Here is a 15,563-nt window from a genome sequence, read left to right as displayed (position 1 = left end):
TCAGGTTCGAGTTCGTTCGAGGGAGCTGCTCGGGGCTGTGCCGGGACGGCACCGGGGGCGCCGGACGCGCGCCCGGCCGGCGGCGACTGGTGCTTCCTGTCCCGTTCGGACGGCGTGCGCCCAGTACACGCAGGGGGCGGCCGCCGGGTGCAGTCACCGAAACCATGAAGCAGTTGGCTGGTCGCGGGCCCGGTCTTGTAGATTCGAACGAAAGGCGGGGTCCGGAAACCTCACCGCATTCCACTGGTGACGACACGACAGATCGGCGGAGACGACGATGCGGCTGCGCACCCTGCTGGAGACCGAGGCCCTGGGCCTGCGGCTGCTCGGTGGCGAAGACGAGCTGGAGCGCACCGTCCGCGGCGTGATGACCACCGATCTCCGCGACCCGAGCCGGTATCTCTCCGGCGGCGAACTGGTGCTGACCGGCCTCGCCTGGCGGCGCGAGCCGGAGGACTCCGAGCGGTTCGTCCGCATCCTCGCGGCGGCCGGGATCGCCGGGCTCGCGGCGGGCGAGGCCGAGACGGGGCCGGTGCCGGACGATCTGGTGGCGGCCTGCGCCCGCCACCGGCTGCCGCTCTTCGCGGTCGTGGAGAGCGTGTCGTTCGCGTCGATCACCGAGCACGTGGTGCGGCAGGTCTCCGGCGAGCGGGCCGGGGACCTGGCGGCCGTCGTCGACCGGCACCGGCGGCTGATGACCGCGGGCCCGGCGGGCGGCGGGCCGGACGTCGTCCTCGACCTGCTCGGCTCGGACCTGGACCTGCGGGCCTGGGTGCTCTCCCCCACCGGGCGCCGGATCGCGGGCGGCTCGTCGGGCGGGGCCAGCTCGGCCGGGGCCCCCGCGAGCGGAGGGGGGGCTGCCGGAGGGAGACCTTCCGGGGGCGGGGCCGCCGGAGGCGGGGCTTCCGGGAGACCTTCCGGCGGGGGGCCTTCCGGAGGCGGATCGGAGCTGTCCGCCGAGGTGCGCGCCGCGCTCGCGGGCGAGCAGCTCGCCGCGTCCCGTACGGGCCGCCGCGGGCCGTACCGCTGTACGGCCGGGGGCGGTACGTACTCCCTCTTCCCGGTCCGCGGCGGCGGGCGCGACCTGCGGGAGACGGTGCTGTCGGACTGGGTGCTGGCCGTCGAGGCGGACGCCGGGGACTGGCCGGCGGAGCGGCTCGACCTGCTGCATGGCGTCACCCAGCTGATCGCGGTGGAGCGGGACCGGCGGGACGCCGCGCGCACCGTGCGGCGGCGGCTGGCGCAGGAGGTCCTGGAGCTGGTGCAGTCGGGCGCGCAGCCCGCGGAGATCGCGGCCCGGCTGCGGGTGGCGGCCCCCGTGCTGCTGCCGGGGCTGGGCGCGGCCCCGCGCTGGCAGGTCGTGGTGGCGCGCGTCGAGTGGGCGGGCGATGACGTGCCGGGCGGCGCCGTGGCCCAGTCGCTGCTGGAGGAGGTGCTGGTCGACCCGGCCGCCGCGGGCCCCGAGCCCTCCGACCGGATCGCGGTCGCGCACACCGGGGACGAGGCCGTGGCGCTCGTACCGCTGCCCGCGCTCCCCGACGACGAGGCGGAGGACGCGCCGGCCCCCGGTCTGCACGCGGACGCGCTGCTGGCCGCGGTGCGCGAGCCGCTGTCGCGGGGGCTGGCCGACGACGGGCGGCTCACGCTGGGCGTCAGCGCGGCCGTGCACTCCGCGGAGGGGCTGCGCGGCGCGCTGGAGGAGGCCCGGCACGCCCGTCGCGTCGCCGCGGCCCGGCCGGGCGCGGTCAGCGCCGCGGGCCATCAGGAGCTCGCCTCCCATGTGCTGCTCCTTCCCTTCGTACCGGACGACGTGCGCCGCGCCTTCACCGCTCGGCTGCTGGACCCGCTGCGCGACTACGACCGGCGTCACCGCGCCGAGCTGATCCCCACGCTGGAGGCGTTCCTCGACTGCGACGGCTCCTGGACGCGCTGCGCGGCCCGGCTGCACCTGCATGTGAACACCCTGCGGTACCGGGTCGGGCGGATCGAGCAGCTGACAGGCCGGGATCTGTCCCGACTGGAGGACAAGCTGGACTTCTTCCTGGCGCTGCGGATGAGCTGACGCGCGTCCCCTGCTCAGCGGCCCCTGGCGAATGTTCGCCAGGGGCCGCTTCGCGTCCGCGCGCCCACCGCCGGGGGGCGGCTCTCTGCGGAGATCCAGTATCTGCATACTGTATGCAAGAGCGATAGAAGCGTGTGTGACGAGGCAAGACGACGCAAACGGAGCCCGCATGGCGAAGTTCTCCCCGGCCTTCCGGTTCCGACCGGACGCGCCGATCCCGACCACCGCCGCGGACACGCCGACCGCGACCACCGCCGCGCCCTCGCGGGCGAGCTGGGCGATGGCCCTGCTCTACCTGGGCCACCTGGTCTCCATCGACTACGTGGCCTCGGCGCTGCCGGTCCTGGTACGGGCGGGCGGCGGCTCGCTGCACCAGGTCGCCCTGTTCGGGTATGTGATGGTGCTGTGGTCCACCCGCTTCGTCGTCGCGCCGGTGCTGGACCGCCTCGCGGCGCGGCGGTTCTCCTACCGCCTCCAACTGCTCGCCTTCCGGCTGCTGGTGCTGATAGCGCTGAGCACCCTGCTCCTCACCCGCTCCTGGCCGGCGCTGGCCGCCTGCGGGGTGGCCGTGGGGCTGTTCAGCGGCTGGGAACGGGCCGCCGGGGACGCGCTGGTGATGCGGGCGGCGCCGGCCCGGCACCGCAGCCGGCTCTCCGCCGCGGAGTCGATGGGCATCCTGCTGGGCACCGCGATCGGCGGCGGCGTCGCCCTCACGCTCGGCTACCGGACGGCGGTGCTGCTGGTCCTGGCCATCGGCGTGGTGACGGCGGTGCCGGTGCTGCTGCTGCGGGAGCGGCCGGAGGACGCGGCGGAGCCGGCCGCCGCGGCCCGCGCCCAGGACCGTACGGCGGCCGGTTCCGGAACCCGCCTGATCGGCCTGCTGGCCGTCGCCGGGCTGACCCTGAACTGGCTGGGCGTCGGCCTGGCGCACAAGCTGACCTCGGTCCTCATGGTGGACCAGCACCTCTCCCCGCGGACCATCGGCGCCTTCATGGGCACCGCGGGCCTGGCCATGTCCTTCGTGGGCGCGCTGCTGTGGATCCCGGTGCGGCGGCTCCCCCGGCCGCGGCTGGTCCTCGCCGTGGTCTGCGGGGAGGCGCTCTCCTGCGCCCTGCTGATCGCGGCCGCCGCCCTGCACGCGGCCTCGCTGACCCTGTTCTCGGTCCTGGTCTCCCGCGTCTCGTACGCGACCTTCTCCGCGCTGTCCACGCTGCTCGCCTTCACGCTGACCCGCCAGAACCGTCCGGCGACCCAGGTCGCGTGCTTCACGGCGATCCCGTTCCTCGTCTCCCACCTGGCCATCGCGCAGCTGGTCCCGCTGGCCGGCCCGAAGTCACTGGGCTACCCGGCGGTGTTCGCGGGCGCCACGGTCCTCACCCTGCTCAGCGCGGCCTTCCTCGCCGAGGCGGTGCGCAGACACCACCGGGCCACCGCCCCCATCGACGCCGACGCCGACGGCGCATCCGCCGGGACACCGCTGCCCGGCGGCGCGTCCCCCGTACCCGCCGCGGCTCCCTAGTTGGCTCCGAGGGCCACCGTCCGCTCTCCCGGTGCGAAGGCGGCGAAGGACTGCTCCCAGCTCGCGCCGGGCCAGTGGTAGACCACGCGCCCTTCGGTGGGCCGGTAGTCGGCCGTATAGACCGTGCCCAGCCCTTTGTCGTACGCGAACTGATACAGCGGCGGGCGCAGCATCGCGGCGGCCTCGACGCCCTGCATCCCCACGGCCGCGCCTACGCCCGCGCTTACGGCCGCGCGTACGGTGGCCAGCCGCTCCTGGGTCCGGGTGAACCGCTCCTGCTCCTCGGGGACCGGCAGGTTCTGGTGGTTGGCGGCGCAGGCGTCCGGGGCCTCGGTGAGGGGGATGTCGGGGCCGGTGTACACCGTCACGGCGCGCTCGGCGTCGACCAGGGTGATGTTCTGCGGGATGCCGACCGGTATCGAGCGGAGCGCGGCGACCGCCTCGCCGACGGTGTCGCAGGTCTCCAGGAGGTAGCGCAGCACGATGAGGACGCTGAAGCCGGGGCCGTGCACGTACCGGCCGCCGAAGGTGAGGGAGACGGCGAGCCCGGCGTCGTTCATCCCGTCGAGCAGCCCCCACCCCTCCTCCTGCATCCCGATCACGGGGCGCAGGAAATGGGAGGAGACGATGGTGCCTTCGCACTGTGCGGGAGCGAAGTCGTAGTTGCGCAGCAGGGCGCCGGGGGCGCCGGTCTGCGTGCAGCCGGAGAAGAACGGCCGCAGCGCGGCGTGGGTCAGGTAGGTGGCGCCGCCGGGCCGGTCCAGCTGCCCGGCGAGCCGGTCGAGCACCGGGACCAGCTCGGGCAGATGCGTCTCGAAGAGCCGGCGGGCCCGCGCCGCGCCCGCCGCCGTACGCCCCTCTTCGCTCAACCAGCCCTCGGCGACCGGCCAGCGGCCTCGCGCGTGAGCGGCCCATCGGCCGTCGCCGCCGTCACCCACCTCGATGGCGCGGAAGGTCTTGTGCTGCTGTTCGGGCATGCCTCTCCCCCAGTTCGGTCCGTCCGGCACCGGCCGTGATCGCTACGGGCGGCTGCTGCGCAACCTAGCCGGAATCGCCTGCGAATCACCAGGTCAGGCGGCGGGCTTCGGGCGTCTGGCGCAGGGTGCCGGGTGCGGGGCGCCGGGTGCGTACGGATCTACGGGCCGACGGGCCGTCAGCGGTGCGGGCGGCGGCCGTGCGGCGTCCCGGCGTCCGGCGTTCCGGAATTGCGGGCGCCGGAAGGGTTGACGCGGTCATGCCCATGCGGGGACATTGACGCGGCACGGTAAGGAAGGTTTCCTAACAGAGGGATCCCCCATGCGTAAACGCACCCTCGCCGTCGGCATCGCCGCCGCGGCCACCGCTCTCGCCGTCGTCCCCGCCGCCGCCCAGGCCCACAACTCACCGGCCGCCGCGGCCTCGAAGCCGTCCGCTACCCGGCTCCAGGAGGGCTCGGTCAGCGCCGCGGACCTGTTGGCGAAGGTCAACGGCTGCAAACAGATATCCAAGGGCAAGTACCGGACGGACGAGGAGACCTCGGCCACCGTTCCGGTCTGCGAGAAGACCGGGGCCGTCTTCTGGAAGGCGGACATGGACGTCGACTGCGACGGCCAGGTCACATCGAAGTGCAACAAGCAGACCGACCCGTGGTTCCAGGACGACACCTACTACCACACATCCGACGACAAGCCCCTCACCGCCGAGAAGCTGCCGTACGTCGTGGTCCCGAGCGTCAGCGGCATCTGGGACTACACCAAGTCCGGCATCAAGGGCGGCGGCGTGGTGGCCGTGATCTACAACAACCAGGTCGAGTACGCGGTCGTCGGCGACACCGGCCCCGACAAGATCATCGGCGAGGCGTCGTACGCCGCCGCCAAGGGGCTCGGCATCGACCCCGACCCGGAGACCGGCGGCGCCGAGTCCGGCGTCACCTACATCCTCTTCAAGAACTCGCAGGCCAACCCGATCGAGAGCCACAGCGACGCCGTCAAGCGCGGCGACGCGCTGGCGAAGAAGTTCGTGGCGGCCAACTGACGTCGGCTGCACGGGAGTCGGCCGGCGCCCGAGCCTCCCCGCTCGGGCGGCGGCCGCGTCCGTACGGTCCGGCTCGACGGGCCGTCAGGTTACGAGCCGTCAGGCCATGAGCCATCAGATCATGGGCATCAGGTCATGGACCGTCAGGCCATGGGCCATCAGGTCATGAACCGTCAGCCGCGGCCCCCTCCCGGCCGGCGGGAAGCCCCCGCAGCCAGTCCGTCAGCAGCTCGTTGACCTCCTCCGCGCGCTCCTGCTGGATCCAATGGCCGCAGCCGTCGAGGACGCGGGAGGAGACCAGACCGGGCAGCGTCTGCGGGAACGCCTCGATCGCGTCGGCCATCCAGGTGGTGGAGGAGTCGAGTCCGCCGCCGATGAAGAGCGAGGGCTGGGCGATCGGCGCGCCGTCCCAGGCGGCGAGGTCCGTCCAGTCCTGGTCGACATTGCGGTACCGGTTGAGCGCTCCGGTCATCCCGGTCCGCTCGAACTCGCCCGCGTAGAAGTCGAGATCGGCCTCGGTGAGCCAGGAGGGCAGGACGCCGCGCGGGAAGCGGTCGGAGAGCCGCGCGCCTTCGGGGACGAAGAAGAGCCCTCCCGCCCCGTCCTTCGGCATCGTGTCCGCCGACAGCCCGGCGTAGAACCCGGCGAGCCACCCGCGGACATCGGCTTCGATCTCCGCCTCGGCCCGCCCCGGCCGCTGGAAGTAGCTGACGTAGAACTCCTCGTCCCCGCCGATCATCGCGAAGGCGTCGGTGGGCCGCATGCCGCCGCGCGGCGCGTACGGCACGCTGAGCAGTCCCACGGCCGTGAAGACGTCGGGCCGCAGCAGAGCGGTGTTGGCCGCGATGGTCGAGCCCCAGTCGTGGCCCACGACGACCGCGCTCTCCTCGCCGAGGGCGCGTACGACCGCGACGTTGTCGGCGACGTGGGCCGGCATGCGGTAGGCCGCCACGTCCGAGGGGGTCGACGAGCGGCCGTAGCCGCGCACGTCGACGGCGACCGCGCGGTACCCGGCGGCGGCGAGCGCCGGGAGCTGGTGGCGCCACGAGTACCAGGACTCGGGGAACCCGTGGACCAGGAGGACCAGCGGGCCGCTGCCCTGCTCCACGAGGTGGATCCGGCCGCCGGGCGCCTCCACCAGACGGTGCCGTACGTCCAGGGCCGGCGCGGCGGACGGAGCGGGCGAAGGGGCGGACTGCGGCATGGTTCCTCCTGATGGCACTGATCGGACGTCATGTCCGTACAAAAGATGTCGCGGCCCGGTCGCCGCGCCCTCCTCTCCGATCATGCGGGCGCGCCGTGTCAGGGGCGAGAGAAATTGCTGCCGCGGCAAATTCCACGATCACGCGCCGACCACGGCCCTTCGCCCACCTCTGGTCGGTGACCTGCGATCTCTTCGGTAACCTTCCTCTACCGCCGGGAGTCGCGGGACGTGAGGGTTCGGCAATCCTCGTCGGGCTCACCGGACTTCGGCTGCCGCGTGCGCGAGGCCGGCGTCCAGGAGCGGCCGAGCTGTTTGTGAATTGCTTCACACCAGACCCTTGGCCGGGCCCACGTCTTCGTGCTCTGATGCGGACAGGCTTCCAGCTCGACGGCGCGCTTGGGGAGGGCACTGTGGCGGATACCGCCATGCGGGATTCTGGGTTGTCGGAGCCAGAGGGTTCACACCCTCCGGGTGGCGATCCGCTCGACCGGGCGGTATGGAGACTGCGCTCGCGCGCCTGCTGGGACGACGCCGCCGCCCTCCTCGCGCCGCGCGCCGAGACGGAGCCGGAACTCGCGCTGCGGCGCGCCGGGGTGCTGATCGAGCGGTGCATGTTCACGGCGACGGGCTGGGAGGCGGCGGCCGACGCGCTGCGCTCGGCGGAGGCGCTGGCCGACGACGACGAGGCGCGCGGGGCGGCGGCGTGCGAGCGCGGCAGCCTGGCGTACGCCTCCACGCTGTTCGGGGTGCGGGACCGGGCCGACGAGGCGCGTTCCGCGCTGGGCCGGGCGGCGGCCCTGCTCAGACCCGGATCGCCGACCCGCCCGCTGCTCGACTTCCGGCGCGGCCTGATCGCCCAGCACCTGTCCCGGAACCCGGCCGGCGCGGCGGCCGCCTTCCAGCGCGCCCACGCGGGCGCCACGGCCCACGGCCATGCGTTACTGCTGTCCTCCACCTGGCGGCACGTGGCGGCGATGGCCGGGGAGGACGGCAGGCTCGCCGAGGCCCGGCACGGATTCGCCGAATCCCTGCGCATACGCGAGGAGTTGGGCTATCTGATCGGCATCGCCCCGGCCCTGGCCTCCCTGGCCGAGGTCGAACCCGACGCCGACGAGGCGGCCCGGCTGAGGGAGGAGGCGCGCCGTCTGGTGCATCTGCTCGGCGGGGTCCCGTCGTGGCTCGCGAAGCGGCTGGAGGAGGCGGCGGCGCCGGAGTGAGCCGCGCGCGCCGCCCGGCGACTGGTCACCGGCCCCGCCGAACCCGACGACGGGGCCGATCGACTTACGCATCGGCTAAGGCAATTGACGTTGCGTCAGCTATAGCTATAGGCCATCCACTCGTCCGGCTCCGCCAGCCCCCGGAAGCCGATCTTCGCGTAGACCCCGTGGGCGTCCGGCGTGGAGAGCAGGATGCGCCGCACCCCGTACGGCTCCAACTCGTCGCGGACCGCGGCGACCAGGGCCGTGCCGAGGCCCTTCCCGCGTGCCGCGCGATCGATGTAGACGTCGCAGAGCCAGGCGAAGGTCGCCCGGTCGGTGACCACCCGCGCGTAGCCGGCCTGGGCGCCGGACACCCGGTCGTACGCGCCGAAGTTCAGCGAACCGGCGATCGCCCGGTCCTGCTTGTCCCGCGAACGGCCGAGCGCCCAGTGCGCGTCGGTCGAGAGCCAGTGGTGGACGAGGGCCGCGTCGAGGCGGGCCGGGTCACTTGAGATCTCGTAGTCGTCGCTCATCCCGAGGACCCTGCCATACGGTCCGCCCCGCGCGCACCGCGGATCAGCCGCCGGCCCATGCGGTGAGCGCGGCGGCGCGTCCGGCGCGGCGGGCGGCCTCGTCGGTGGTCCGGGTGGCCCAGGCGACGTGGCCGTCGGGGCGTACGAGCACTTCGCGCACCCCGTCGAGCGCGGCGTGTCCCTCATGCTCGGCGGCGGTGACCGCCGTGACGCGGGCGCTCCAGCCTGCGGTGACGCTCTCCGCCGCGTCGGCGCCTCCGGCGAGGTCCAGCAGCACGAACCTCCCCTGGTGGAAGAGTTCGTACGCCCGTACCGCCTCCGATCCGTCGGCGGTCAGCCCGATGTCGGGCATGCGCTGTCCCACGAGCGGGTCGGCGTCCGGCGAGGCGGGCGGGTAGGCGGTGCTCAGGGCCGAAACCTGCCCGGCCAGACGGTGGTTGACCTCCGCCATCCCGAGCAGCTCGTCGAGGAGCTCGCGCAGCGCGGCGGCCGGGCGCCGGTACTGCGGGACGTACGTCAGCTCCATGAGCATCGTCTGCACCGCGGTGTTCTCGGTGACGGACCGGCCCACGGGGCGGCGCTCGGCGTCGTAACTGTCGAGGAGCCCCGGCGGCGCCCAGCCGTGCAGCTCGGCGGCCAGTTTCCAGCCCAGGTTCATGGCGTCCTGGAGGCCGGTGTTGAGGCCCTGGCCCGCCGCGGGGAAGTGGATGTGGGCGGCGTCGCCCGCCAGCAGCACGCGGCCGGCGCCGGCGGAACCGGCGAGGCCCTCGGAGCGGTAGCGGTCCGCGAGCCGGGTGGCGTTGCCGAACCGCGACAGCCAGCGCGGCTCGGCGATCCCGTAGTCCGTGCCGCAGCTCCGGACCAGGGCCGCCCGGAACTCCTCCAGGGTCACCGGCTCCCGGCTGGGGACCCGCATCCGCTCCGGGTCCATGCAGACGAACCGGGTCAGCCCGCCCTCCATCGGTGCGGCGATGACGCCGAGCGCCCGCGCCGCGGCGAGGGCCGCGGGGTCCGCGTCGACGGCCGCGAAGTCACCGAGCATGCCGGTGAAGGTTTCGTCGTCGCCGGGGAAGCCGATGCCGGCGGCCTGCCGTACGAAGCTGCGGCCGCCGTCGCAGCCGACGACGTAGCGGGCGCGTACGGTCTCGACGGCGCCGTCGGGTCCGCGCAGCTCCACGTCGACGCCGTCGGCGTGCTCGGTGAGCCCGACCCCCTCGTACCCCCGCTCCGTCTCCACGCCGAGCTCGCGCGCCCGCTCCGCCAGCAGGGCTTCGGTACGGGCCTGGGGCAGGAACAGGGTGTAGCCGTGGCGGCTGTCCAGGGCGGCGAAGTCGAGCAGGGTGTCGAGGCCGGAGAAGTGCCAGCCGGGCCGGGTGGCGCCGAGCGCGAGGAAGCGGGGCGCGAGGCCGCGCAGGTCCATCAGCTCCACGCTGCGCGGGTGGAGGGTCAGGGCGCGGGAGTTGCGCTGCGGTTCGGTGCGGCGCTCGACGAGGCGGGGCCGGAGGCCGGCCAGGGCCAGTTCGCAGGCGAGCATCAGGCCGGTGGGGCCGGCGCCGATGACGAGCACATCGGTGTGCGTGTCCGGCGTACCGGCGTGCGTGTCAGGCGGATTCGTGTCCAACGGAGACACCTTCCCTCATTTAGTGAACAGCGTTCACGTGAACGCTGTTCACTATAGTGGGGTCCATGAGTTCTCCGTCAAGCGCCGAAGGCAGCACGAGCACCGCCACGGGCACCGCCACGAGCACCGCCAGGGGCCGTCCCGCGCGGCTCGAACCGTCGCGCACGGTCGAGACGGCGCTGCGCCTACTGGACGAGTCCGGCCTCGACGCGCTGACGATGCGGCGGCTGGCCGATGCCGAGGGGGTGCGGGCCGGGGCGCTGTACCGCCACTTCGCCACGAAGCAGGAGCTGCTGACGGCGATGGCGGAACGGATGCTGGCCGGGGTCGCGGCGGAGGCGGCCGCTTCAGGGGCGGCGGGCGACTGGGGCGAGCGGCTGGCGGCGCTGGCCCGGTCCATGCGGACGGCGCTGCTCGCCCGGCGCGACGGCGCACGCGTCTACGCCGGGACGCACTCGACGGGCCCGAACACGCTCGGCTTCTCCGAGGCCGTGACGGGTGTGCTGCGCGAGGCGGGCTTCGGTGACGAGGACGCGGCGCGCGCCCTGATGGCGGTGGGCGCCTTCACCCTCGGCCACACACTGGAGGAACAGGCCGCGCTGCAGCCGGAATGCGCCGACGGCGAAACGCCGGCGGACCCCGAACGCCTGCGTCACGCAGTGGCGTCGGGGCCCTACCCGCACTTGGCCACGGGCCTGCCCGCCCTGGCCGGGGGCGATTTCACCGCCCATTTCGAATTCGGTCTGCGACTACTGGTGGAGGGCCTGCGTTCGCTGGAAGGGAACCGCGGCCGGTAACCGTGTCAGGCGTCAGCCGGCGTTGACGGGATTGACGAACGTGCCGGGGTGGGTGGCCATCGACTGGTCGAGGATGGCGCCGCCGAACGGCCACTTGAGCTGGAAGTGCTGCTTCTCGTTCGGCGGGGTGACCAGCACCGTGCTCGGCTTGATCGTGTGCTGGTCCGAGTCGAGCGGCTCGGCGAGCAGCCGGATGGTGAAGGACGTGTCCTCGCCCGGCTTCAGATTGACGGGAACCGGCTTCCTGGACGAGCGCGGCAGGTCGATGGCGCTGCCGGCGGCGGGCTTGAGCTGGACGCCGGGGAACCCGCTCATGGTGCAGTCGCCGGTGCCGGTGTTCTTCAGCCACACGGAGGCCGTCTGCTGCTGGTCGCTCTTCATGTCGGGCTTGGCGCCCCACCCGGCCTTCAGCTCCGCTGTCGTACAGCGACCGCCGCCGGAACCGCTCCCCGACGACTTGGCGTGCGTCGTAGCCCCGTGCGCCGCGGCGCTGTGCTGAGCCCGAGCGGAATTCTTGTCGCCGGCGCCCTTGGGGGCCTTGTCGGCATCGGCCTTGTCGGCATCGGCCTTGTCGGCGGCCGGGGCGTCCCTGGTGACCGAGTCCGCCTCCGCGGAATTCTTCGAAGCCCGGGCATCGGGCGCGGCGGAGGAAGAAGACGAGCCGCCCGCCGAGTCGGACTTCCCCCCGTCACAAGCAGCGAGCCCAACCGCCGTAGCGGCCACCAGGGCGGCAACGGCAGCGGCCCTGCCGCCTCGACGGAGCACTGTGCGGTGCGACATGGGGTTCCCCTCGGCATTGCGGTGACGTACGAGCCGTTCGCGTACGCGGAGAGAACTGTTCTCGAAACCTCTGATGATCGACTAACAAACCGCTAACGCCCGCCGCGCACCGCTCGACTCAGGCCCCGCGGCAGTGGCCCGCCGTCAGACCGCCCCCGCGAAATGCCCCGTCACCAGCTCCTCGACGGTCGCGGCGTCCTGGGCGGCGAGGGCTTCGAGGAGGGCGAGGTGTTCGGAGGCGTCGGTGATGAGGTCGGTGGGGCGGGCGGAGGGGGTGTGGGGGGCGGGCCATTGGGAGCGGCGGTGGAGGTCGTCGGCGATGAGGACGAGCTGGCGGTTGCCGGTGAGGGTGAGGAGGGCGCGGTGGAAGGCGCGGTCGGACTCGGCGTAGGCGGCGCGGTCGCCGCGCGCGGCGGCGGTGGTGGTGGCCTCGGCGAGGGGGCGGATCGCGGACCAGTCGACGCTCTGGCTCGTACGGGCGAGGCGCAGCATGGCGGGGACTTCGAGCAGGACCCGTATCTCGGCGAGTTCGGCGAGGTCGCGGGCGCTGCGGCGGGCGACGCGGAAGCCGCGGTTGGGGACGACCTCGACGGCGCCTTCGAGGACGAGCTGCTGCATCGCCTCGCGGACGGGGGTCGCGGAGACCCCGAACCGCTCGCCCAGCGCGGGGCCGGAGTAGACCTCGCCGGGTACGAGTTCGCCGCCGACGAGGGCCGAGCGCAGGGCGTCCAGTATCTGGCCGCGTACGGAGTGCCGCTGCGGGACCTTCCGCGCGGGGGGCGGCGGCTGTGCGGCGGGCGCGGGCCCCGGCCCGGTGGCAGGGCGGCCGTACGCGGGCTCGGCGCAGGGGTGTTCTCCGCGCGCGGTCGGTGTGGCCTGCGCCGGCACACTGATCCGCAGCCGTGCGGGCGCGGTCTCCGTTCGGCCCTGCTCCATCTGCTTCCTCCTGTCGTCCTTTATGAACGATAGGCGGGCCCTGTGACAGTTCAAACAGTGGAGCGATTCAATACTGGAGCAGTCAATCAACCCTCCCATCAGGTAAGGTAAGGCTTACCTGCAAATGATCGTGATTCGGTGGTGCCCCGCATGTCCACTGCCGCAGCCCTCCCGCTCCCCCTCCCCTCGTCGCCGGTCGGCGCGGCGTACACCAGGCTCTCCGAGGTCTTTCCGGGGCTGACCGTCACCGAAGAGGCTCCCCCGCGGGGGGACGGCTGGGTTTCGGCGGCCGAGCTCGCGGCGGGCGGCGCCGCGCTCGACGCCTTCCTCGCCTGGGACGACGCGCAGCTCCTCGCCGACTACGGGGAGCGGGCCCGCCCGGACGTCGTCGCGACCTTCGGCCTGCACCGGTACGCCTGGCCCGCCTGCCTGCTGTTCACGGTCCCCTGGTTCCTCGATCGCCGGGTCCCCCGCGTCCCGGCGGACGGCGTCGCCTACCAGCGCGCCTCGGGCCGGATGACCGCGCGGATCGACTCGTTCTCCTGCCTGCCGGGCGACCCGGCCGCGGCCCTGCCCGGCGCGCGGGTCGCGGCGGACGAGGAGGAGTTGCGCGCTGAGCTGCGGGCGGCGCTCGCCGAGCACCTGGAACCGGTCCTGGACGGGTTTCGGCCCCGGATGCGGCGGGGGCGGCGGGCGCTGTGGGGCATGGCCACGGACGAGGTCGTCGAGGGGCTCTGGTATCTGGGGCACCTGTTCGGCGCGGAGCCGCGGGCCAAGCGCGAGCTCGGGCTGCTGCTGCCGGGCGGCACCGGCCCGTACGTCGGCGGCGCGGCCTTCCGCGAACTGACCGGCCATCAGGGCGAGGCGCTGGCCACGCGGGACCGGGCGAGCTGCTGCCTTTTCTACACGCTGCGCCCCAAGGACACCTGCGTCACCTGCCCGCGCACCTGCGACGCCGAGCGCATTGAGCGACTCTCCGCAATATAGCTTCGTTCAATTCATTCGATCGAGTGATGCGAATAGAACGCAGGCGGCTTTTCCGTCCCGCGAGTTCGAACGGGAACACACCTATTCGTAGGCCCTTGGGGCTCATTGGCGACTTCTTGCTCCAAAACCCCTTGGCGAACAGTCGGATTCCGCCAGGATGGCGCGGGAAACGCCGTACTGCTATGCAAGGGACGCGAAATGAGACTGACCGACATATCGCTGGACTGGGCACTTCCGGGTGCCGTGGCGCTCGTCGGGATCGCGGTGGCGGCGGCGGTGTTCCTGCGCGGCCGGCGCGCGGGCGCCGCGGACGACGGGGCCAAGGCCGGTGACACCTGGGAGCGCAGCGAGGAGCGCCGGCGCCGCAAGGAGGCCGTGTACGGCAGCGCGTCGTACGTGCTCCTCTTCTGCTGCGCGGCGGTCGCGGCCGCGCTCTCCTTCCACGGCCTGGTCGGCTTCGGGCGGCAGAACCTCAACCTCTCCGGAGGCTGGGAGTACCTGGTGCCGTTCGGACTCGACGGCGCGGCCATGTTCTGCTCGGTGCTCGCGGTGCGCGAGGCCAGCCACGGCGACGCGGCGCTCGGCTCCCGGCTGCTGGTGTGGACGTTCGCGGGCGCCGCCGCCTGGTTCAACTGGGTGCACGCGCCGCGCGGGCTGGACCACGCGGGCGCGCCGCAGTTCTTCGCGGGCATGTCGCTGTCGGCCGCCGTGCTCTTCGACCGGGCGCTCAAGCAGACCCGCCGCGCCGCGCTGCGCGAACAGGGCCTGGTGCCGCGTCCGTTGCCGCAGATCCGCATGGTGCGCTGGCTGCGGGCGCCGCGCGAGACGTTCCGCGCGTGGTCGCTGATGCTGCTCGAAGGGGTGCGGTCGCTCGACGAGGCCGTCGAGGAGGTGCGCGACGACCGCCGGCAGAAGGAGCAGGAGCGGCTCCGGCAGCGCGAGGCGGCCAAGCTGGAGCGGGCCCGCATCAAGGCGTACAACCGGCAGCACCGGGTGTGGGGCCGCGGCCGGGGCCGGCAGGTGCCCGCCGCCCCGTCCGCCGTGCAGCAGCCGCCGCAGATCGGCTCGGAGCCCGCGATACCGGAGCCGGAACAGCTCCCCGTGCGCTCACGGCCCTCGCTGCAGGCCGTGACCGACCCCGAGCCGATCGACCTCACCGCCGAGGACGAGACTCAGACGATCCCGCGGCTCGACTCCCTTGAGGAGAAACTCAAGGAGATCGAGCGGCAGTTCGGCTGAGCCGCGGTGGTCCGCGGCGGACCGGACACCCCGGCATCAGGCCGGTCCGCCGTTCAGTTCGAACCACACGGCCTTGCCCACGCCGTGCGCCCGCACCCCCCAGGCGTCCGAGAGGGTGTGCACCAGTTGAAGGCCCCGCCCCGACGTGTCGTCCGCGTGGGCCGCGGCGCGCAGCGTAGGGCGCCGCGCGATGAAGTCCCGCACCTCCACCCGGAGCCGGCCCTTCAGCAGCCCGTCCGGGCCCTCGGCGATGGCGGCCGTGACCACCGCGCCGTCATCGGTGTGCACCAGTGCGTTCGCGACGAGTTCACTCGTCAGCAGTTCCGCGATATCGGCCTGTCCCGGCACCCCCCACTCCCGCAGCATTTCCCGCAGCGACCGGCGGACGTCCGAGACCGCCGACAGATCGGCGCGCCGGAGCCGCCTCATGAGATACGGCTGAATGTCCCCCTCCACGGGTTCGGAGGCATGGTGGGAACCGGCACCGCAATGCCGGCTCCCCGCGCCTGCCCAACCTGAAATACGCCTCTTCATTCCTCCCCGCCCCGACCGCTCCCTCGACAGTCCGGCATCGAACACGTTCACGGGAATGCATGCCCCGCGTCACCGTGCCCGACTCCTGTTGAGCCGTCAACATGGCGATATGGGCGGCGGGGACGGGTGCGCCATACCC

14 protein-coding genes are annotated in these 15,563 nt (G+C 73.3%); 7 read left to right on the top strand and 7 right to left on the bottom strand.

The features are described from left to right. Positions 1 to 277 precede the first annotated feature (277 nt). Both AB0I49_RS02090 and AB0I49_RS02085 read left to right on the top strand, forming a co-directional pair. The gene (locus AB0I49_RS02090; RefSeq protein WP_363224811.1) at positions 278 to 2,062 is read left to right on the top strand and encodes a PucR family transcriptional regulator ligand-binding domain-containing protein; all 1,785 of its coding nucleotides are present in this window, start codon (positions 278 to 280) and stop codon (positions 2,060 to 2,062) included. Positions 2,063 to 2,231: 169 nt separating this feature from the next. Further along, positions 2,232 to 3,581 carry an MFS transporter gene (locus AB0I49_RS02085; RefSeq protein WP_363224809.1) on the top strand — a complete coding sequence of 450 codons (1,350 nt, stop codon included), beginning with the start codon at positions 2,232 to 2,234 and terminating at the stop codon, positions 3,579 to 3,581. On the opposite strand, the gene AB0I49_RS02080 is transcribed toward AB0I49_RS02085, so the two are convergent. Then, positions 3,578 to 4,558: a C45 family peptidase gene (locus AB0I49_RS02080; protein ID WP_363224807.1), complete on the bottom strand. Its 981-nt coding sequence runs from the start codon at positions 4,556 to 4,558 to the stop codon at positions 3,578 to 3,580. The genes AB0I49_RS02085 and AB0I49_RS02080 overlap by 4 nt on opposite strands. A 319-nt stretch (positions 4,559 to 4,877) precedes the next feature. Here AB0I49_RS02080 and AB0I49_RS02075 point away from each other — a divergent pair, with 319 nt between their 5' ends. Beyond that, the gene (locus tag AB0I49_RS02075; protein ID WP_363224806.1) at positions 4,878 to 5,594 is read left to right on the top strand and encodes a glycoside hydrolase family 75 protein; all 717 of its coding nucleotides are present in this window, start codon (positions 4,878 to 4,880) and stop codon (positions 5,592 to 5,594) included. Positions 5,595 to 5,757: 163 nt separating this feature from the next. Here the strand turns inward: AB0I49_RS02075 and AB0I49_RS02070 are convergent, their stop codons facing one another. Beyond that, on the bottom strand, positions 5,758 to 6,798 hold the full coding sequence (locus AB0I49_RS02070; RefSeq protein ID WP_363224805.1) for an alpha/beta hydrolase: 1,041 nt from the start codon (positions 6,796 to 6,798) through the stop codon (positions 5,758 to 5,760). A gap of 425 nt (positions 6,799 to 7,223) precedes the next feature. Here AB0I49_RS02070 and AB0I49_RS02065 point away from each other — a divergent pair, with 425 nt between their 5' ends. Next, a complete protein-coding gene (locus tag AB0I49_RS02065) occupies positions 7,224 to 8,015 on the top strand; it encodes a hypothetical protein (protein WP_363224960.1) in 792 nt (263 codons plus the stop codon). Between the two features lie 95 nt (positions 8,016 to 8,110). On the opposite strand, the gene AB0I49_RS02060 is transcribed toward AB0I49_RS02065, so the two are convergent. Together AB0I49_RS02060 and AB0I49_RS02055 are read right to left on the bottom strand one after the other, a co-directional pair. Beyond that, on the bottom strand, positions 8,111 to 8,530 hold the full coding sequence (locus AB0I49_RS02060; RefSeq protein WP_363224804.1) for a GNAT family N-acetyltransferase: 420 nt from the start codon (positions 8,528 to 8,530) through the stop codon (positions 8,111 to 8,113). Between the two features lie 43 nt (positions 8,531 to 8,573). After that, a complete protein-coding gene (locus tag AB0I49_RS02055) occupies positions 8,574 to 10,151 on the bottom strand; it encodes a monooxygenase (protein ID WP_363224803.1) in 1,578 nt (525 codons plus the stop codon). Positions 10,152 to 10,216: 65 nt separating this feature from the next. On the opposite strand from AB0I49_RS02055, the gene AB0I49_RS02050 reads away from it, so the two are divergent. Further along, positions 10,217 to 10,948 (top strand): TetR/AcrR family transcriptional regulator, encoded by a 732-nt coding sequence (locus tag AB0I49_RS02050; RefSeq protein WP_363224802.1) that lies wholly within the window; start codon positions 10,217 to 10,219, stop codon positions 10,946 to 10,948. A gap of 12 nt (positions 10,949 to 10,960) precedes the next feature. Here the strand turns inward: AB0I49_RS02050 and AB0I49_RS02045 are convergent, their stop codons facing one another. Both AB0I49_RS02045 and AB0I49_RS02040 read right to left on the bottom strand, forming a co-directional pair. Next, the gene (locus tag AB0I49_RS02045) at positions 10,961 to 11,728 is read right to left on the bottom strand and encodes a DUF4232 domain-containing protein (protein ID WP_363224800.1); all 768 of its coding nucleotides are present in this window, start codon (positions 11,726 to 11,728) and stop codon (positions 10,961 to 10,963) included. A gap of 144 nt (positions 11,729 to 11,872) precedes the next feature. Continuing rightward, positions 11,873 to 12,664: a GntR family transcriptional regulator gene (locus tag AB0I49_RS02040; RefSeq protein ID WP_363224799.1), complete on the bottom strand. Its 792-nt coding sequence runs from the start codon at positions 12,662 to 12,664 to the stop codon at positions 11,873 to 11,875. A gap of 150 nt (positions 12,665 to 12,814) precedes the next feature. On the opposite strand from AB0I49_RS02040, the gene AB0I49_RS02035 reads away from it, so the two are divergent. Further along, on the top strand, positions 12,815 to 13,651 hold the full coding sequence (locus AB0I49_RS02035) for a (2Fe-2S)-binding protein (protein ID WP_363224798.1): 837 nt from the start codon (positions 12,815 to 12,817) through the stop codon (positions 13,649 to 13,651). Positions 13,652 to 13,849: 198 nt separating this feature from the next. Continuing rightward, complete coding sequence (locus AB0I49_RS02030; protein WP_363224797.1) at positions 13,850 to 14,890, top strand: DUF2637 domain-containing protein; 1,041 nt, start codon at positions 13,850 to 13,852, stop codon at positions 14,888 to 14,890. A gap of 36 nt (positions 14,891 to 14,926) precedes the next feature. Here the strand turns inward: AB0I49_RS02030 and AB0I49_RS02025 are convergent, their stop codons facing one another. Further along, entirely contained in the window at positions 14,927 to 15,319 is a 393-nt protein-coding gene (locus tag AB0I49_RS02025) for an ATP-binding protein (RefSeq protein ID WP_363224796.1), read from the bottom strand. Positions 15,320 to 15,563 lie beyond the last annotated feature (244 nt).

Source organism: Streptomyces sp. NPDC050617, assembly GCF_040654795.1.
Classification (GTDB): Bacteria; Actinomycetota; Actinomycetes; order Streptomycetales; family Streptomycetaceae; genus Streptomyces.
The sequence above is the reverse complement of the archived record's forward strand: the minus strand, read 5'-3'. Positions and strand labels throughout refer to the sequence as shown.